Source organism: Streptomyces sp. NPDC016851, from assembly GCF_055562795.1.
In genome coordinates, this window is the sequence record NZ_JBVHEP010000011.1 from 280,635 (window position 1) to 297,613 (window position 16,979).

General features: G+C 68.7%; 21 protein-coding genes and 2 pseudogenes. 11 read left to right on the plus strand and 12 right to left on the minus strand.

The window, feature by feature from the left end:
* Nucleotides 1-27 precede the first annotated feature (27 nt).
* Both ACZ3I3_RS20190 and ACZ3I3_RS20195 read right to left on the minus strand, forming a co-directional pair.
* Nucleotides 28-672 (minus strand): response regulator, encoded by a 645-nt coding sequence (locus ACZ3I3_RS20190; protein ID WP_467366942.1) that lies wholly within the window; start codon nucleotides 670-672, stop codon nucleotides 28-30.
* Nucleotides 673-1,000: 328 nt separating this feature from the next.
* Nucleotides 1,001-1,405: a nuclear transport factor 2 family protein gene (locus tag ACZ3I3_RS20195; RefSeq protein WP_467366885.1), complete on the minus strand. Its 405-nt coding sequence runs from the start codon at nucleotides 1,403-1,405 to the stop codon at nucleotides 1,001-1,003.
* Nucleotides 1,406-1,997: 592 nt separating this feature from the next.
* Between ACZ3I3_RS20195 and ACZ3I3_RS20200 the strand changes: the two genes are divergently transcribed.
* Nucleotides 1,998-2,393: a nuclear transport factor 2 family protein gene (locus tag ACZ3I3_RS20200; RefSeq protein ID WP_467366887.1), complete on the plus strand. Its 396-nt coding sequence runs from the start codon at nucleotides 1,998-2,000 to the stop codon at nucleotides 2,391-2,393.
* Between the two features lie 98 nt (nucleotides 2,394-2,491).
* Nucleotides 2,492-2,836, plus strand: a complete 345-nt coding sequence (locus ACZ3I3_RS20205; protein WP_467366889.1) for a hypothetical protein — start codon at nucleotides 2,492-2,494, stop codon at nucleotides 2,834-2,836.
* A 142-nt stretch (nucleotides 2,837-2,978) separates the two neighbouring features.
* Here ACZ3I3_RS20205 and ACZ3I3_RS20210 read toward each other — a convergent pair whose 3' ends face one another.
* Nucleotides 2,979-3,347 carry a winged helix-turn-helix transcriptional regulator gene (locus ACZ3I3_RS20210; RefSeq protein WP_467366891.1) on the minus strand — a complete coding sequence of 123 codons (369 nt, stop codon included), beginning with the start codon at nucleotides 3,345-3,347 and terminating at the stop codon, nucleotides 2,979-2,981.
* Nucleotides 3,348-3,447: 100 nt separating this feature from the next.
* Between ACZ3I3_RS20210 and ACZ3I3_RS20215 the strand changes: the two genes are divergently transcribed.
* Both ACZ3I3_RS20215 and ACZ3I3_RS20220 read left to right on the plus strand, forming a co-directional pair.
* Nucleotides 3,448-3,846, plus strand: a complete 399-nt coding sequence (locus ACZ3I3_RS20215) for a nuclear transport factor 2 family protein (RefSeq protein ID WP_467366892.1) — start codon at nucleotides 3,448-3,450, stop codon at nucleotides 3,844-3,846.
* Between the two features lie 19 nt (nucleotides 3,847-3,865).
* Nucleotides 3,866-4,231, plus strand: a complete 366-nt coding sequence (locus ACZ3I3_RS20220; RefSeq protein ID WP_467366894.1) for a winged helix-turn-helix transcriptional regulator — start codon at nucleotides 3,866-3,868, stop codon at nucleotides 4,229-4,231.
* A 77-nt stretch (nucleotides 4,232-4,308) separates the two neighbouring features.
* Here ACZ3I3_RS20220 and ACZ3I3_RS20225 read toward each other — a convergent pair whose 3' ends face one another.
* Together ACZ3I3_RS20225 and ACZ3I3_RS20230 are read right to left on the minus strand one after the other, a co-directional pair.
* Nucleotides 4,309-6,828: an ABC transporter permease gene (locus ACZ3I3_RS20225; protein WP_467366896.1), complete on the minus strand. Its 2,520-nt coding sequence runs from the start codon at nucleotides 6,826-6,828 to the stop codon at nucleotides 4,309-4,311.
* A gap of 67 nt (nucleotides 6,829-6,895) precedes the next feature.
* A complete protein-coding gene (locus ACZ3I3_RS20230) occupies nucleotides 6,896-7,666 on the minus strand; it encodes an ABC transporter ATP-binding protein (RefSeq protein ID WP_467366898.1) in 771 nt (256 codons plus the stop codon).
* Between the two features lie 183 nt (nucleotides 7,667-7,849).
* On the opposite strand from ACZ3I3_RS20230, the gene ACZ3I3_RS20235 reads away from it, so the two are divergent.
* A complete protein-coding gene (locus ACZ3I3_RS20235; RefSeq protein WP_467366899.1) occupies nucleotides 7,850-8,308 on the plus strand; it encodes a MarR family winged helix-turn-helix transcriptional regulator in 459 nt (152 codons plus the stop codon).
* A 472-nt stretch (nucleotides 8,309-8,780) separates the two neighbouring features.
* Here the strand turns inward: ACZ3I3_RS20235 and ACZ3I3_RS20240 are convergent, their stop codons facing one another.
* Complete coding sequence (locus ACZ3I3_RS20240; RefSeq protein WP_467366901.1) at nucleotides 8,781-9,206, minus strand: PPOX class F420-dependent oxidoreductase; 426 nt, start codon at nucleotides 9,204-9,206, stop codon at nucleotides 8,781-8,783.
* Nucleotides 9,207-9,407: 201 nt separating this feature from the next.
* Complete coding sequence (locus ACZ3I3_RS20245; protein WP_467366903.1) at nucleotides 9,408-9,788, minus strand: VOC family protein; 381 nt, start codon at nucleotides 9,786-9,788, stop codon at nucleotides 9,408-9,410.
* A 187-nt stretch (nucleotides 9,789-9,975) separates the two neighbouring features.
* Between ACZ3I3_RS20245 and ACZ3I3_RS20250 the strand changes: the two genes are divergently transcribed.
* Nucleotides 9,976-10,884 (plus strand): radical SAM protein, encoded by a 909-nt coding sequence (locus tag ACZ3I3_RS20250; RefSeq protein ID WP_467366905.1) that lies wholly within the window; start codon nucleotides 9,976-9,978, stop codon nucleotides 10,882-10,884.
* A 193-nt stretch (nucleotides 10,885-11,077) separates the two neighbouring features.
* On the plus strand, nucleotides 11,078-11,320 hold the full coding sequence (locus ACZ3I3_RS20255) for an alpha/beta fold hydrolase (protein WP_467366907.1): 243 nt from the start codon (nucleotides 11,078-11,080) through the stop codon (nucleotides 11,318-11,320).
* Here ACZ3I3_RS20255 and ACZ3I3_RS20260 read toward each other — a convergent pair.
* Nucleotides 11,317-11,883, minus strand: a complete 567-nt coding sequence (locus ACZ3I3_RS20260) for a TetR/AcrR family transcriptional regulator (RefSeq protein WP_467366909.1) — start codon at nucleotides 11,881-11,883, stop codon at nucleotides 11,317-11,319. The genes ACZ3I3_RS20255 and ACZ3I3_RS20260 overlap by 4 nt on opposite strands.
* A gap of 85 nt (nucleotides 11,884-11,968) precedes the next feature.
* On the opposite strand from ACZ3I3_RS20260, the pseudogene ACZ3I3_RS20265 reads away from it, so the two are divergent.
* The 3 genes and pseudogenes from ACZ3I3_RS20265 to ACZ3I3_RS20275 form a co-directional block, all read left to right on the plus strand.
* Nucleotides 11,969-12,883: pseudogene (locus tag ACZ3I3_RS20265) on the plus strand (SDR family oxidoreductase); the annotation flags it as partial.
* Complete coding sequence (locus ACZ3I3_RS20270) at nucleotides 12,884-13,672, plus strand: MBL fold metallo-hydrolase (protein ID WP_467366944.1); 789 nt, start codon at nucleotides 12,884-12,886, stop codon at nucleotides 13,670-13,672.
* Nucleotides 13,673-13,811: 139 nt separating this feature from the next.
* Nucleotides 13,812-14,225 (plus strand): organic hydroperoxide resistance protein, encoded by a 414-nt coding sequence (locus ACZ3I3_RS20275; protein WP_467366911.1) that lies wholly within the window; start codon nucleotides 13,812-13,814, stop codon nucleotides 14,223-14,225.
* Nucleotides 14,226-14,247: 22 nt separating this feature from the next.
* On the opposite strand, the pseudogene ACZ3I3_RS20280 reads toward ACZ3I3_RS20275, so the two are convergent.
* The 4 genes and pseudogenes from ACZ3I3_RS20280 to ACZ3I3_RS20295 form a co-directional block, all read right to left on the minus strand.
* Nucleotides 14,248-14,448: pseudogene (locus ACZ3I3_RS20280) on the minus strand (hypothetical protein); the annotation flags it as partial.
* A 139-nt stretch (nucleotides 14,449-14,587) separates the two neighbouring features.
* Nucleotides 14,588-14,944, minus strand: a complete 357-nt coding sequence (locus ACZ3I3_RS20285; protein ID WP_467366913.1) for a MarR family winged helix-turn-helix transcriptional regulator — start codon at nucleotides 14,942-14,944, stop codon at nucleotides 14,588-14,590.
* A gap of 19 nt (nucleotides 14,945-14,963) precedes the next feature.
* Complete coding sequence (locus tag ACZ3I3_RS20290; protein WP_467366946.1) at nucleotides 14,964-15,314, minus strand: nuclear transport factor 2 family protein; 351 nt, start codon at nucleotides 15,312-15,314, stop codon at nucleotides 14,964-14,966.
* Between the two features lie 45 nt (nucleotides 15,315-15,359).
* Entirely contained in the window at nucleotides 15,360-15,953 is a 594-nt protein-coding gene (locus ACZ3I3_RS20295; RefSeq protein WP_467366915.1) for a CGNR zinc finger domain-containing protein, read from the minus strand.
* A 114-nt stretch (nucleotides 15,954-16,067) separates the two neighbouring features.
* Between ACZ3I3_RS20295 and ACZ3I3_RS20300 the strand changes: the two genes are divergently transcribed.
* On the plus strand, nucleotides 16,068-16,850 hold the full coding sequence (locus ACZ3I3_RS20300; RefSeq protein WP_467366917.1) for an MBL fold metallo-hydrolase: 783 nt from the start codon (nucleotides 16,068-16,070) through the stop codon (nucleotides 16,848-16,850).
* Nucleotides 16,851-16,979 lie beyond the last annotated feature (129 nt).

A 16,979-nucleotide genomic window follows, 5' to 3' on the forward strand; every position in this document is an offset into this window, starting at 1 on the left:
TGGGAGCGCGGCCGATGGTGACTGTGGTCAGCCCGTCCCCGTGATGCCGTGCTCCCAGGCCCACGCGGCGAGCTCGACGCGGTTGCGGACGTTCAGCTTGGTCTGGACGTTGGTCAGGTGGGTCTTGACCGTGGACAGGGACAGCCGCAGCTCGTCGCAGATCTCCTGATTGGTGCGGCCGACCGCGACCCGGCGGACCACGTCCAGTTCCCGCTCGCTGAGGGGGTGCGACGCGGGTGAGGGGGTCGTGGTGTGGAGGTGCTTCAGCAGCCGGACGGTGACCCCCGGGGAGATCAGGGCGTCGCCGCGGGCCGCTGCCCTTACGGCCTCGATCAGCAGGCTGGGGGAGGCGTCCTTCAGGATGAAGCCGCAGGCGCCGTTGCGCAGGGCGGTGTGGACGTAGTCGTCCTGGTCGAAGGTCGTGACCAGGACGACGCGTAGGGGGTCGGGGACACCCGGGCCGGCGAGGGCTCGTGTGACGTCGAGGCCGTCCAGGGTGGGCATGCGGATGTCGACGACGCACACGTCGGGGCGCAGCCGACGCGCGAGTTCGACGCACATGGCTCCGTCGGCGGCTTCGCCCACCACTTCCAGGTCGGGCTCGGCGTCGAGGATCAGCCGGAAACCCATCCGGACCAGGGGCTGGTCGTCGGCGAGGAGGATGCGCGTGATGGAACCGCTCACAGGGTCGATCTTGCCATGGCTGTCCGTGTGGAAGTCCGCCCGCACTCGCCAGCCGCCATCGGGACTGGGGCCGGCGTCGAAGGTGCCGCCCACGGTCTCGACGCGCTCGCTCAGTCCCACGAGACCGAATCCGTCGTACGTTGGTCAGAGCCTCCTGCACGACGCGGTGAACGCTCGTCGCGCTCTCCGGCGGCAGGTCGGCCTCACGGGCGGCGGCGGTGATCTCGACCGGCTACCTATAAGGGCTGCGCGTCCCGAAAGTCGGGCGGCTACTGCGGCGTCGACTCCCGCCGACCTGAGTCGGGGGAGGGAGCGGTCAGGCGGTGCCCCAGAAGGCGTCCTCGTCGCCTTGTCCGGCAGAGAAGAGCCAGACCTCCGCGATCCGCCCGTCCTCGACCCGGATCACGTCGACTCCGTTGATCGACATCACCGCCCCGTCGCGCTTTGCCGAGAAGCGGACGGGGGTCGCGACCAGCGCGCCGTTCGCCATCGGTGCGCCGGTCAACTCGAGTTCGAACGTGCCCTCGGTGGCGGTCATCATGCCGCCGAACATCTCGCTGATCGCCGCGGCGCCGCGGTGGGTGCCGGAGAACTGATTGGCACCGGGCTGGTGCCACACGACGTCGTCGGCGAACAGGCCCACGACAGTGGCGAAGTCCCCGGCGGCCACCGCTTCGCCATACTGGCGGGCGACGGAGAGGTTGATGGTGGGCTGCTCCATGGCTGGTCTCCTCGTTGTCTTGAGTTCGTCCTGCTGAAGCCAATACTCACCATCGGTAACCAGTCACTTCAACGTAACCAATGAAGAATTGTGGCGCAGGTCACGTGACTTGGTCCTCCGCTGCTGGAGGTCAGGCGCCGAGGCGGCGCAACCTCCAGTTGTTGTCGTCGTGGAAGCCCTCGCCCCCCTCGGGTGACAGGCTCACCGGGCGCACCGTTCTCCCGTGTCTCCACGGTCCAGTCGGCCTTCGGCAGCGCGAGCTGGTCGAGCACACTCTCCAGTGTCGGGAACGCCACCTTGACCGGCGGCTCCGTCTGCCACGACGGCCAGTCGGCGTGCATGACGATCTGGAGCGTGCCGCCCGGCGAGACCGTTCCACTGGCCGCCCAGGCCATGCATGCCCGGCTGTGTCACGGTTGATAGCAACCTGTACCGTGAGGCCCGGTTTCGGGTTCGACTTCGCTCATGCAGTGTCGAAGGTCGTGTTGTGGCATGCATCACATCCTTCCGTTAGTTACGTTGAGGTGACTGGTTACCGATCGTGAGGATTGGCGTCACCAGGAAGAAGCCGAACCCGTAGGGAGCGATCGTGATGAGCGGTAAGAACGTCGACATTGCCCGTGAGTACTTCCAGGCCGTGCAGCAGGGCGACTTCGCCAAGGTGGGGGAGCTCCTCGACGAGGGGATCGTCTGGCACCAGCCCGGCTCCAACAAGTTCTCGGGCGAGCAGAAGGGGCGCGACGCCGTCTTCGCGATGCTCGGCGGGATGATGGAGACCAGCCAGGGCACCTTCGCCATCGACGCCATCCACGCAGTCATGGGCAACGGCGACATGGTGACGGCCACCATTCACTTCGCCGGCCGCCGCGACGGTGCGTCGATGAGCATGGACGGCGTGGACCTCCTGCGCATCAAGGACGGCAAGATCGTCGAGATGTGGCTGTTCTCCGGTGACCAGGCGGCCGAGGACGAGTTCTGGGGCCGCTGAAGCTCGGCCGGGCCCCGGATGCGGAAGGCAGACGCCTGCAGAGGATGACCGAGGGTCAGTAGCGGACGTTCGGTGATCGCCGCAGGCAACGACCCTGGGTGGTCGCGTTGGTCGTCGATCCTCCCGGGGACGCTTCCTTCGATCCGGTAGCCCACGTCCGGGGATGGCGCGCCGCGGTCAGCCACCGCCTGCCGCATGAACGCGTCCTCACCGGCCTACGGCAGCCCCGGCTCGCCTGCCGTCAGGCCGGTGACCGCGGCGTGCCGCTGCTGCACATCTCCGACCTGGGCGGGATCGCCGAACTGCTTCGGCACGTCGACCCGTCGGCCCGGCCCGAGCTGGCTTCGCGGAAGCGGTGCTCGCTCCGCTGGACGCCCACGACCTGGCACACCCCCGTACGGAACTCCCGCCGGTCCTGCGGGCCTTCCTCGGCAACGAGCTGAATCTGAAGCTGACAGTCACCGGATCGCCGAGGTCACCGGCCGCGACCCGCACCGGCGGCGCGATCAGCTGGACTTCCACCTCGCTCTGGAAATCCGGGAGTTGGTCGCATAGGAGCCTCCCGGCGCGCCCGACCTGGAGACGTCAGTGCTGGGTGTCGTAGGTTTCGCGGGCCACGAGCACCTCGGCGATGTGTGCCTCGGCCCACTGGCCCAGCGCCTGCAAGGGCGCGTGCAGGGTGTGCCCGAGAGCGGTGAGTTCGTACTCGACCCTGGGCGGGATCTCGGCGTAGGCGTGGCGTGTGACGAGTCCGTCGCGCTCCAGGTCGCGCAGGGTGTCGGTGAGGACTTTCGCGCTGATCCCGTCGACCTTGGCGCGCAGGTCACCGAAGCGCATACGGCCGGAGGCGAGCGCGATGACGATCATGGCGGTCCACTTGTTGGCGATCCGCGCCAGCGACGTACGTGACGGACACGTCGCCGTGAGCACGTCGAAAGCAGGGTGTTGTGACATGCGTCATGCACCTCCATTGGTTACCTTGAGGTGACTGGTTACCGATGGTGAGTATAGGTGGCACCAGGCAAAAGGAACCGATCGAAGGAGAAGAACTGCCATGGATTCCACCACGCTCTCTGTCGCCCGCCGGTACGTCGACGCTGTAGCCGCCAAGGACTTCGGTGCGGTCGCGGCTCTGTTCTCCGAGGACATCGTGTGGCACCAGCCGGGCGACAACCGCATCTCCGGTACCTACCGCGGTGTGGGTGAGGTCAACAAGGTGCTCGGGGCCACGATGACCATCACTGAGGGGACCTTCGAGCTGGCGGTGACCGGTGCGCCCATGGTCAACGGTGCCCTGTTCACGATTCCCGTGCACTTCTCGGCCAAGCGCGCGGGCGTCGAGCTGTCGATGGACGGCGTCGACGTACTGAGGGTCGAGGGCGACAAGATCGCCGAGGTGTGGCTGTTCTCCGACATCCAGCAGGACGAGGACGCCTTCTGGAACGGCGCCTGAGCGTCGGTTCCGCTGTCACTTGACCTCCTCGAAATTCAATGTCCTCACGGCGACGTGTCCGTCACGTACGTCGCTGGCGCGGATCGCCAACAAGTGGACCGCTTTGATCGTCATCGCACTCGGCTCCGGCAGCATGCGCTTCGGTGACCTGCGCGCCAAGGTCGACGGGATCAGCGCGAAAGTCCTCACCGACACCCTGCGCGACCTGGAACGCGACGGACTCGTCACACGCCACGCCTACGCCGAGATCCCGCCCAGGGTCGAGTACGAACTCACCGCTCTCGGGCACACCCTGCACGCGCCCTTGCAAGCGCTGGGCCAGTGGGCCGAGGCACACATCGCCGAGGTGCTCGTGGCCCGCGAAACCTACGACGCCCAGCACTGACCCCTTGGTCTCGTCCACCTGCGCAAGCGGTCCGCCGGGTTCCCCGACGTTGGGAACTCGGCGGACCGGCGACGGGCCTACTCGGCCTTGATGGCGTTGAGCATGTTGAGCTTCGCGGCACTGCGGGCCGGCCACATCGCGGCCAGGACGCCTACCAGCGCGGCCAGGACCAGGTAGATCCCGATCCGGCCCCACGGGATGACCAGCGCGAAGCCATTCATGCCGAGGGTCTGGCCCAGCGCCCAGCCCAGGAACGAGCCGAGGGTGATGCCGATCGCCGCGCCGAAGACGGAGATGACCACGGCCTCCAGGCGGATCATCCGCTTGACCCGGGGGCGGTCCAGGCCGATCGCGCGCAGCATGCCGATCTCCTGCTGTCGTTCGAAGACCGACATGGCCAGGGTGTTGACCACACCGAGCACCGCGATCAGCAGCGCCATCGCCAGCAGGCCGTACATGATGTTCAGCATCATGTTGACGGTGCCGCCGAGTTCGTCGCGGATGTCCTTCTGGTCCATGACACTGATCGCCGGGTTCTTGCCGAGGGCGTTGATCAGTGCCTTCTCGTTCGCGTCGCTCGGGCCACCGTCCGTCTTCACGTAGATCCGGGAGATGTACGGCTTCGCCTCGTGCGGGGTGATGACCTTCGTGTCCACCAGCACCGAGGAGAGGACCGTCCCCTCCTCGTAGACGGCGCCGACCTTCAATGAGCCCTTCTTGCCGTCGTCGAACGTGACCGGCACGGTGGCGCCGACCTTCCAGCCCTGCTCGGTGGCCGTCTTCTCGTCGACCGCCATCTGCCCCTTACCGAGCGAGCTAAGGGAACCGCTCACCACATCGATGTCGAGTACCCGCCCGATGTCCCCCGGCCTGACGCCCGACGCCGGCTGGAATTCGCCCTTGATGCGGACGGTCGCGGACTGGTCCGGCGAGAGAGCCGAGACCCCCGGAGCCTTGGCCAGGGCTGCCACCGCGGACCGGTCCAGGCTGTTGCCGCTGGCCATCTTGATCGTGTAGTCGGCCCTGAGTTGGTCCGTCGTCGCCTTGTCCAGTGTCGTGCCCATCGAGACGCCCAGTACCGACAGGCCGGTGACCAGCGTCAGGCCGATGGCCAAGGCGGAGGCGGTGGCACCGGTACGGCGCGGGTTGCGGACCGCGTTCTGCCCGGCCAGCTTGCCGGCCACCCCGAAGGCACGGACGATGAGGGGCCGTACGAGGGCGACGACCGGGCGGGACAGCAGCGGGATCAGCACGATCACGCCGACCAGCGCGAAGAACGCACCGCCGCCGACGATGAACCGGCCACTTTCACCGAGCGCGGCACCCGCCATGATCAGCGCGACGCCGAGGGCGGTGAAAGCGGCACCGACGGAGTTGCGTATGAGCAGCGACTTGGTGGTCGGGGCGGCGTGGACGCTGTTCATCGCCGCCACCGGCGGGATCTTCCCGGCGCGGCGACCGGGCAGCCAGGCGGCGAACATGGTGACGAGGATGCCGACGGCGAGCGCGGTGATCAGGGGTGTCGTACCGATGATGAGGGGGCCGGCCGGCACCTTCATGTCGAAGGCTGCCATCCCCGAGCGCAGCCCGGAGGCCAGGGCGACACCGAGTCCGAAACCGACCACGGAAGCGACCAGGCCGACCAAAGCGGCCTCGGCCAGCACCGAGCGGGTGATCTGCCTGCGGGAGGCACCCACCGCGCGCATCAGCGCGAGTTCCCTGGTCCGCTGGGCGACCAGCATGGTGAAGGTGTTGGCGATCAGGAACACGCCCACGAACAGTGCGATGCCGGCGAAGCCGAGCAGCATCTGGTTGAAGGTGCTCATGTCCTCCTCGATTGTCCTGGCCTGCTCATCGGCGAGCGTGGCGCCCGTCTTCGCCTCGGAGTTCTCGGGGATCAGCGGCTTGACCGCGTCGAGGATCTTCTCGTCGTCGGCGCCGGGGGCGGCGGTGATGGTCACTTCCTGGTAGTGGCCCGGCTTCAGGTAGAGGCGCTGGGCGAGGGAGGTGTCGAACAGGACCAGGCTGCCGCCGGCGCTGACGGCGCCGTCGTCGGTGGTGAAGACGCCGGTGAGCGTGAACTCCCTGACCGGGCCGTTCGTGGCGACGCGTACCTTGTCGCCGACCTCGTACTCGCCCTTGGCGGCGGTGTCCTTGTCGAGTGCAACCTGGTTGTCCTGCACGGGGCCGGAGCCGTCGGTGAAGTCGTAGGCGGGGTCCTCGCCGTCCTTGCCGGGGGCGAAGTTGGAGCCCGTGTTGGACCACTCGGCGCCGATGAGCTTGCCGTCGGGATCGGCGACCCCGGCGAAGCCGTTCACTCGCCCGGTGGCACTGGCGACCGCATCGAGGTCGCCGAGCTTGTCGAGGGTCCGCTGGGACAGGCCCGTCTGCCGTCCGGTGTCGCTGTCGACGTAGGAGGTGACTGCGACGGCGACGTCGTCGTAGCTCTTGGCCGACTGTTTGCGGAAGGCGTGGGAGAGGGTGTCGGTGAAGATCAGGGTGCCGGAGACGAAGGCCACGCCGAGCATCACGGCGAGTACGGTCATCAGCAGTCTGGCCTTGTGCGCGAGCACATTGCGCAGGGCGGTACGGAACATGGGATGCGGGTCCTGGGGTGGGTGTCCGGTGGTGGGTGGGGAGCGGGGCGCTGCGCCCCGGGGAGGCTCAGCTGGTGCGGCCCCTGCCGTCGAACTCCTTCATGCGGTCGAGCACGCCGTCCGCCGTGGGACGCAGCATCTCGTCGACGATCCGGCCGTCCGCCAGGAAGATGACCCGGTCCGCGTAGGAGGCGGCCACCGGGTCGTGGGTCACCATCACCACGGTCTGCCCCAACTCCCGTACCGAGTTGCGCAGGAAGCCCAGCACCTGGGCGCCCGAGCGCGAGTCCAGGTTGCCGGTCGGCTCGTCACCGAAGATGATCTCGGGCCGGGAGGCCAGCGCGCGGGCCACGGCGACGCGCTGCTGCTGGCCGCCCGAGAGCTGCGCAGGCCGGTGACCCAGCCGGTCGGACAGGCCCACCATGTCGATGACCTTGCCCAGCCACTCCTTGTCGGGCCTGCGGCCCGCGATGTCCATCGGGAGGGTGATGTTCTCCAGGGCCGTCAGGGTCGGCAGCAGATTGAACGCCTGGAAGATGAAGCCGATCTTGTCCCGCCGCAGCCGCGTGAGTTGCTTGTCCTTGAGCGGGCCCAACTCGGTGTCACCGATGCGGACCGAGCCGCCGCTGAAGGTGTCGAGACCGGCCACGCAGTGCATCAGCGTCGACTTGCCCGAGCCCGACGGCCCCATGATCGCGGTGTACTCGCCCTGGTGGAAGTTCACGGTGACGTGGTCCAGGGCGATCACCCGGGTCTCGCCCTGTCCGTACACCTTGGACAGATCCGCGGCGCGTGCGGCCACCGCGGTGGCACGGTGAGCGGTGGGTGTGGTGATCACGAGAGGGCTCCTGACGGGAACTGTGCTTCGGGGACCCGTCCATCGTCCGCGCCACGATCCCGCGGGACGTCCGCCCACATGCCCGTTTCCGGGGCGGCCGAAAGTGCGAGCGAGGTTCGGCGCGTCCACCGGAGGTATGACGTAAGATGTGAAATCCCAGGAAGATAAATCTTCGGAATGTGAATGTCGACTGACTTGAAGCTGCTGTACAACGAGCTGGTCCGCTTGGAGACCGAGCTCTGGGCCGGCATCGACGCACGGCTCCGTGCCGAGTGCGACCTGCCGCTGACTTCGTTCGAGGTGCTGCACTTGCTGGTGCGGCGGCCCGGACCGCGGATCCAGGACATCGCGGAAGAGTTCGCCATCACGGTGGGCGGCACGAGCAAGGTGGTGGACCGCCTGGAGACGGCCGGCTACTGCGCGCGGCGCGCCAACCCGAACGACCGGCGTTCCTCGATCGTCGAACTGACGCCGGCGGGGCAGCGGTTGGTGGACAGGGCCATGAAGGCCTTCGAGGACGAGCTTCAGCTGCGGATCGGCTCGGTGATTCCCGAGCGGTCGATCCGAGAGCTGACCGAGCTTCTCGGGACGCTCCGGGCCGCCGGGCGTTCCCTGAACGCGAGGCCGCGGGCTGCTGGTTAGCGGCTTGGAGGGACGCGCCCGGGTTGCGCTGAACGCCTCGGGCAGTCCGGTCGCCGCAGGAATACCGGCCTTGCATGATCGCGCCGCAGCCTTGTCGGCGACGGGTCGTGCAAGCGCCACGCCCCAAGCAGTGACATGGGCCACCGCTGGTGGCAGCGCGGGAATCCCGACGCCACCGCGTGGCACTCGGTCGCGCACCAGTGGGGGGACACCTGTTCACGTCGAGCTGTGGGTGGCCGACGGGGTGATCGAGGCCGTACACACGCGCCTCTCCCGGAGCTGCTGGAGATGCGGCGCTCCGTGCGCGGAGCCTGCTGCACGAGCGGTACTCGGTCGTCAACATCGGCCAGGAGCCGTCGCGCAACCAGAACTCGCTGGTGCCTGGTGCCTGGTGCTGGGGATGCGGGCACAGGAGGAGGCCGATTGGGCTCCGGCATCGAGGTGAGTCTGGTGCTCTGCGTCGGCTGTGGGATCAGTCGGCTATGCCGGCGAAAGCGATGACCTTCTCGATGCGGGCCCGGACGAGGAGGTTTCCCGGGCCGCCGTTGCGGGCGGCGTAATCCTCGGCGCGGTCCTCGCCCATGTAACGGGCGCCGAGGCGACCGGCCCACTGCAGTGTCTCGTCGAGGTCGTCGGAGACCTCGGTGCGGCCCTGGAGCAGGACGAAGGCGTAGGGAGGCTGGTCTTGGTCCACGCAGAGCGCGAACCGGCCGTCCCGGGCCAGGTTGCGGCCCTTGACCCCGTCCTTTTCGGTGTTGAACACCACGTCGTCTCCGTCCAGCAGGAACCACACCGGTGTGACATGCGGGCTGCCGTCCGCCCTGACGGTTGACAGCTTGCCGGTGCGGGTGCCCTGGGAGACGAAGGCCCGCCACTCCTGTTCGGTCATTCTGTGCATGAGTCTGCCTCTTCTGATCGGGCGCCAGGGTGTGGGGAAGCCGGATGTTCCGGCTTCCCCGCGGAGGAAGCGCAGTTCACCGCAGGCGCTGTGCCGCCGGATGTGTGGTGGTTCAACGGCTGAAATCGAGGTCGTCGGCCACTGGACCGGTCCGCCCACGGACGGTGCACCTCGGTGCCGCCCGCTGTGCGCGGAGACGTGTCACGGGGCGGGTGCGGAGAACACTCCGAAGTGGTGGCCGGCGCTGTCCTCCAGGCGGGCGAAGGTGAGGCCCGCGGTGTCGGTGATCGGCGCCATGAGCACCTTGCCGCCCAGTTGCTCGGCGCGCTGGACGGTCGCGGCGACGTCCTGGACGAGGACGTAGAAGACCGCGTAGTCGGGGAACTTCCCCTCCGACTCCCACACGCCACCGGTGGGCTGCTGTGCACCCGGCGTGACGACGGCGTGGTAGTTCACGCCGGGCGTGTTGGTGTTGAGCTGGAAGTTCCAGTCGAACAGCTGGCCGTAGAACCGCTTGACCTCTTCCGGCCGGCCGGCGCCGATCTCGAACCAGGCGACGGAGTTGAAGGCAGGACCGGGCATCGAACTCTCCTTTACGTCTACAAGCAGTACGTCCAGGCACTCTCCGCACGCCGCGGCCGGGGCTCGGCGGGCGTGCTCCGGAGTTGCCGCGCCCAGACTAGGCATATACATTCCATGGAAGCAACTTCCGTGGATGAATGTTCCGAGTCGAGCCGTAATCGGCCGCCGGAGAGAGGAACGCCAGCTCATGAAGCCGGTCGAGATCGAAGCGAAGACTCTGATCCAACGGTCGAAGATCCCGTCGATCGACTACGTCATCAACCCCTACACGGGCTGTGTGCTGGGCTGCGCCTACTGCTACGCCAGCTTCGCCGGACGGCAGTTCGGGCAGCCGGTGAAGGAGTGGGGCAACTACCTGTACGTCAAGAAGAACGCGGTCGAGCTCGCCAGCAAGGAACTGGCGAAGATGCCCGAGCACAAGCGCCGCGGCACCATGCTGCTCAGCTCGGTCACCGACCCCTACCAGGGACATGAGACGCAGTACCGTCTGACCCGCGGCATCCTGCGCGAGCTGGATGCCGTCGACTACCCGGGCACTATCCGGATCCTGACCAAGTCGCCCGTCGTCACCCGCGACATCGACCTGTTGACCAGTCTGCCGCGGGCCGAGGTCGGCATGACGGTGACCACCACCGACGACACGGTCAGCCGCTGGCTGGAGGTGCGCGCCCCGCTCTCCTCCCGCCGCCTGCGCACCCTCGCCGAACTTCGTGAGGCCGGAGTGCCCGTCTTCGCCTTCGTCGGACCGCTGCTACCCCACTTCGCCACCCGACCCGGGCTGCTGGACCACCTGTTCGGCCAGCTCGTCGAGGCGGGCGTACGCGAGGTCTACATGGAGCACATCAACCTCAAGCGCTACATCCGCGAGCGCATGGACGAGGTCCTGGCCGACGAGCCGGAAGAGATACAGGAGTCATACGTCCAGGCCCGGACCAAGAACCACCGCGAGCGACTGGACGCCATTGTGGCACCGCTGCTCGACAAGCACGGGCTGCGGCTGCGCTTCGACGAGGTCGTCTACCACGACGACTTCACCGACCCCAGGCCGGACATCTACGGACCGCCGGCCACACCCACCGCACAGGCGCAGACGTGACCGCGCCCCAGTCGGACCCATCGGCCGCCAAAGGGGCGGGACCCGCGGCGGCAGGCCGCACGGACGGACATCGGCCCCACGCAAGGAGAACGATTCGGATGCCACGCCGTACGTCGGTGACGTTGCACTTCACAGAGCGGGGCGAGGGAATCCCGGTGCTGGCTCTGCACGGATGGACCCCTGACCACGCCTGATGCTCGGCTGCCTGGAACCGGTGTTCACCACCCGCACCGGGTACCGGCGGCTGTACCCGGACCTGCCGGCCATGGGCAACTCGCCTGCGTCACCAACGATCGCAAGCTCGGACGACGTGCTCGACGCCGTCCAGGACCTCGTCGACGACACCATCGGGGACGCGCCGTTTCTGCTCATAGGCGAGGCGTACGGCGGCTACCTGGCCCGTGGCTGCGAACTTGATCGTCCGGGCAAGTCCTAGCCGCCCGCGGTCACGGCCTTGAGCTCGTCCAGCGATTCCCGCATCAACTGCGACATCTCGCGTTTCTCGTTCGCCGCGATCCATCGCTCGAAGCCAACCTTGAAGACGGCGATCCCAGCCTCGGCGGTCAGGCTCGCGGCCGGCTCCGCAACACCACGTCCGCGCAGGGCGTCGGCAAGCGCGGCTGACATCGAGGCGAGCTTGATCAGCTCACGCTCCTGGAGTTCCGCGTTGGCCACGATGACGGCCTGTCGCCGGCGGAAGTGCTCGCGACGGTCGACGAACGCGGTGGAGACCGCCTCAAGGCCGGCCGCTATCAAGTCGATTGGCGCTGCGGATTCCGGAGCTCCGGCGACTGCGCTCGCAAACAGCTCCTTCAGGATGCCGGAGCCGTCGAACAGCACCTCGCGCTTGTCGGCGTAGTGCCGGAAGAAGGTCCGCTCCGTGAGCCCGGCCCGTTTGGCGATCTCCGCCACGGTGGTCTGCTCGTAGCCGCGCTCGCTGTAGAGCTCCAACGCCGCTTTCGCCAGGCGTCCGCGCGCGTTCGGCTCCCATCTACCCATGCGCAGATTGTACGCGATGACAGTGACTGACATCGCGTGTGTTACCTTCGATGACAGGAACTGACATCAACGGTTTGGAATCCCCATGCGCATCTTTGTGACCGGCGCGTCCGGCTGGATCGGCTCCGCCGTCGTTCCCGAACTCATCGACGCGGGGCACCAGGTCGTCGGGCTCGCCCGGTCCGACGCCTCAGCCGCCGCCCTGACCGCCGCCGGAGGACAGGCCGTCCGCGGCACCCTCGACGACCTCGACGTCCTGCGGGACGCGGCCGCCGCGTCGGACGCGGTCATCCACCTCGCCTTCAAGCACGACATCGGCTTCAGCGGCGACTACCAGGGCGCCTCCGAGGCCGATCGCCGCGCCGTCGACACCTTCGCCGACACGCTGGCCGGCAGCGACCGCCCCTTCGTCGTCGCCTCCGGCCTGGCCGGCTTCAAGCCGGGACGTCTGGTGACCGAGCGGGACATGCCCATGATCGACGGCTCACCGCTGTCGATCCGAATGGCCACCGAACGAGCGGTACTCGCACTCGCCTCGCGCGGTGTGCGCTCATCCGTGGTACGAGTATCCCCGAGCTGCCACGGCGAAGGAGAACACGGCTTCGTGGCGGGCCTGGTCGCCATCGCCCGAGCCAAGGGCGTCTCCGCTCACATCGGCGACGGCGCCAACCTCTGGCCGGCCGTCCACCGCCTCGACGCCGCACGGCTGTTCCGCCTGGCCGTCGAGAAGGCCCCCGCCGGATCGGTGCTGCACGGTGTTGCAGAGGAGGGCATCCCGATCCGCGACATCGCGGAGGTGATCGGCCGTCACCTGGACGTTCCGGTCACCGCCGTGACCCCCGAGGCCGCCTCCGAGCACTTCACCTGGCTGGGCCCCTTCCTCGACCTCGACGTCTCGGCGTCGAGCACCCTGACCCGGGAACTGCTGGACTGGCGGCCTACCCACCCCGGCCTCCTGGAAGATCTCAACAGGGGCCACTACTTCCACGCTCCTTCGTCCGTGACTCCTGCCGAGACGACCAGTGACCAGTTCCCCGTCCGCGTCTTCGGCGGCCCGACCGCCCTCTTCGAGTACGGCGGCCTGCGCTTTCTCACCGACCCCACCTTCGACGCCCCCGGCGACTACCCGGCGCCGGGCGGCGCGGTCCTGACCAAGACCGCCCCCTCCGCCGGCAGCCCCGCCGAACTCGGTCTCGTCGACGTGGTCCTGCTGTCCCACGAGCACGCCGACCACCTCGACCGTTCCGGCCGCGCCCTGCTCGCCGACGTGCCGCTGACCCTCACCACGCCTGATGGCGGCAAGCTTCTCGGAGGCAACGCCAGGGGGCTGGCCGACTGGGAGTCGGTCGAGCTGGACCGGCCCGGCGGCGGCACGGTCACTGTGACCGGTGTCCCCGCCGTCCACGGCCCCGGCCCGCGGCAGGAGGTCGAGGCGTTCAGCGGGCAGGTCGTCGGCTTCGTCCTGACCGGTGACGGACTACCCACGGTCTACGTCAGCGGCGACAACGCCTCCCTCGACGCCGTCAGGGAGACGGCCGACCGTTTCGGGCCGGTGGACACGGCCGTCCTGTTCGCCGGCGCACCCCGCTTCGAAGGTCTTTTCGGCGGCGCACCCCTCGTCCTCGACAGCGCTACGGCCGCCGAATCCACTCGCATACTCGGCGCCCGCCGGGTGGTCCCCGTCCACTACGACAGCTGGGCCCACATCACCGAGGGCCGAGACGCCCTGCAGGCCGCTTTCACCGCCGCGGGGCTCGCCGACCGCCTGGACTGGGGACACCTGGGCTGACCGCAGTGGATGGACTCCGTCCATCTAACGACCCGCCGCAACCGAGCTCCCGGTGCCCGTCCCGGCCCCCGGCAGGTGCGGATCAATGTAATGCGGCGGCCCGATCGGGCCGCCGCAACGTGACTTGAGAGGGATTTTCATGGACGCGCTTTACACCGCTGTCGCCACCGCCACCCACGGTGGTGAGGGCCGTGCCGTCTCCTCCGACGGCAAGATCGACCTCGCGCTCGGCATACCGGCGGAGCTGGGCGGCAACGGGCAGGGCACCAACCCGGAGCAGCTGTTCGCCGCCGGTTACGCCGCCTGCTTCGGTAGCGCGCTCGGCCTCGTCGGCCGTCAGGCCAAGGTCGACGTGAGCGACGCCGCCATCACCGCCGAGGTCGGCATAGGCAAGCAGGGCGAGGGCTTCGGCCTCAAGGTCGCCCTCCGCATCGAGCTGCCCGACACCGTGGACGAGGCGACCGGCCGCAAACTGGTCGAGCAGGCCCACCAGGTCTGCCCCTACTCCAACGCCACCCGGGGCAACATCGAGGTCGACCTCGTGATCGAGTAACACCCCACACCACCTCGGCATCTCATCCGACCCGCGCCAACACCTCCCCCGTCCGCCTGCTCCACGCCACCACCACCGCCTCCTCGGGCCCCGGGTGCCAGCGCGTCAGCAGCAGCCAGCGCACTTGATAGCGGCGGGCGACGCGTTCGGCGCGGGTCGCGGTCGGGGCGGGGTAGGCGCGGACGTCCGCGAGCCGCCGCAGCCGCTCCCGTTCGTCCAGGGCCCCGATTGTCGACGTTCATCCAACTTGAAGGTCAACTCGCCCTTCGGTCGGGTTCCACGCCACCACTCGCACAGGAACTCCCTCAGCGTCAACCCCGAAGGACTTCGAGCGTCGACCACATAGGCGGTGGTCGGCCCGGCTACTGCGCGCCTCCGTGGCTTGTTTCCGCCGCACGGTTGGCGGTGCGCAGTCTGGCGAGGGTCGCGATGAGTTGCTCCGCCTCGTGGTCGTCGAGCGCGGGGCGGAAGCGGTCGCGCAGTTCCTCCTCGAAGATCCTCAGCGCCCTGCCGAGCATCTGTTCTCCCGCGGAGGTCAGCGCGACGATGGAGGAGCGCCGGTCGGCGGGATTGGCTCGGCGCGTGCAGTATCCGGCGGCCTCGACCCGGTCGACCACCTTGCTGGCGCCGCCGACGGTGATGGCGAATTCCTCGGCCATGTCCTGCACCCGGCATCCGCCGGTCCGGTCAAGCGTCCGGAGGATGTCGAGCCAGGTCAACGATCAATCTCCGCTCGGCCTACTTGCCCCAGAAAGCGTCCTCGGTGGCGGGGTCGCCGGAGAACAGCCACACCTCGACGATCCTGCCGTCCTGGATACGCAGCAGGTCGACACCGTCCATCGCCATCGACCCCCGGTCGTGGCGGCCGGTGAAGTGGATGGTGGCGGCGACCATGTCGCCGTTGCCCATCAGAGCGTGAACCGTGTCGATGGCGAACGAGCCCTGGCTGGCCTCCATCATCCCGCCGAGCATCTGGAACACGGCGTCACGCCCCTCACGGACACCGGAGAACTGGTTGACGCCCGGCTGGTGCCATACGACGTGGTCGTCGAGAAGCTTGTCCACCGTCTCCAGGTCGCCGGACTGGATCGCCTGGAGGTACGGAGGGGCACCCTGGAGCCTCCGGTCGAGGCGTTACGTGCGCTGGGTGCGGCGGGCGTAGGCGCGGGCGGCGCGGGCGCGGTCGCCGCAGCGCGTCGAGCACCAATGGCGGCGGCCGTGACGGAGCAGGTAGCGATTGCAGGGCGTGGAGGCGCAGGCGGTGAGGCGCTCCGCTTCGGGGCCGGTGAGGAGGTCGGCGGCATCGGCGGCCAGCGCCGCGAGGGCGTGATCGACGAGCTCCGAAGTGGGGTTGGGCATGGCGCGGTAGGGGCCGGTCTTGTCGTCCCAAGCCAGCAGCGGGGCGGTGGGCACGCGGGTCAGGGCGTCGTTGATCGCGGCGAGGGCGGCGGGCAGGGCGGGGAGTCCCGCGACACGGGACGCGAACAGTGCCCGGACCTGCTCGCGCAGGGAGCGCAGCTGTGCGGCGCACATGTCGAGCATGCCCGCGTCGACGGGGGTGAGGCCCTGCTGCGTCAGCCACTGGTCGGCTCCGGCAGGCGTGCCGAGCTGGTCGACGTAGTGCCCGCCCGGTAGCGCGATGGCGCTGTTGACGAGGGCGAGCGAGGGGTGCTGCTCGGCCCCCGGCGCCGGCGGCAGCCCGGACTCGGTGATGACGCTCTCTTCCATACCGCTCATGGTACGACTTGCCCGCAACCATGACTCACGGTTGAACTTGCTCTAATCCGTGATGCCCGCTTAGAGTCGAATCACGGTTCAAGTAAATCTATCCGTGAGGTTTTGGTGTCCGCTTCCCCTGCGACCACGCAGTTCCCCGTCCGCGTCTTCGGTGGCCCCACGGCCCTGTTCGAGTACGGCGGCCTGCGCTTTCTGACCGACCCCACCTTCGACGCCCCCCGCTCCTACCCGGCGCCCCCCGGAGCCCCGGCCCTGACCAAGACCGCCCCCTCCACCGGCACCCCCGAAGACCTCGGTTCCGTCGACGTCGTCCTGCTCTCCCACGACGAGCACGACGACAACCTCGACAACGCCGGCCGTGCACTACTCGCCGACATTCCGCTCACCCTCACCACCACCGGCGGCGGCGAACGCCTCGGCCAGAAGGCCAAGGGACTGGCCGACTGGCAGTCCATCCAGCTGGACCGCGCCGGCGGCGGCACGCTCACGGTGACCGCCGTCCCCGCCATCCACGGGCCCGGCCCCCGCGAAGAAGTCGAACCGATCTCCGGACAGGTCATCGGCTTCGTCCTGACCGGCGAGAACCTGCCCACGGTCTACGTCAGCGGCGACAACGCCTCCCTCGACGCCGTCAGGGAGATCGCCGATCGCTTCGCCCCCATCGACACCGCGATCCTCTTCGCCGGCGCGCCCCGCTTCGCCGAAATCTTCGACGGCGGACTGATCGTCCTGGACAGCGCCCAGGCCGCCGAGGCCACCCGGATCCTCGGCGCCCGCCGCGTGGTGCCCGTTCACTTCGACAGTTGGTCCCACTTCACCGAGGGCCGCGACGAACTGGAAGCCGCCTTCACCGCCGCTGGCCTGGCCGACCGCCTGCAGCTGAGCTGAGCGAAACCAGCCCTTTTCCCTTCCTGTGGGGGTGGCCCGCGCGCCGGGCCCCCCCCCCCGCCCCACAGGGCCCCCCCCCCCCCCCCCGCCCGCCGCGGTGTACACCCCCCCCCCCCCCCCCCACACCCC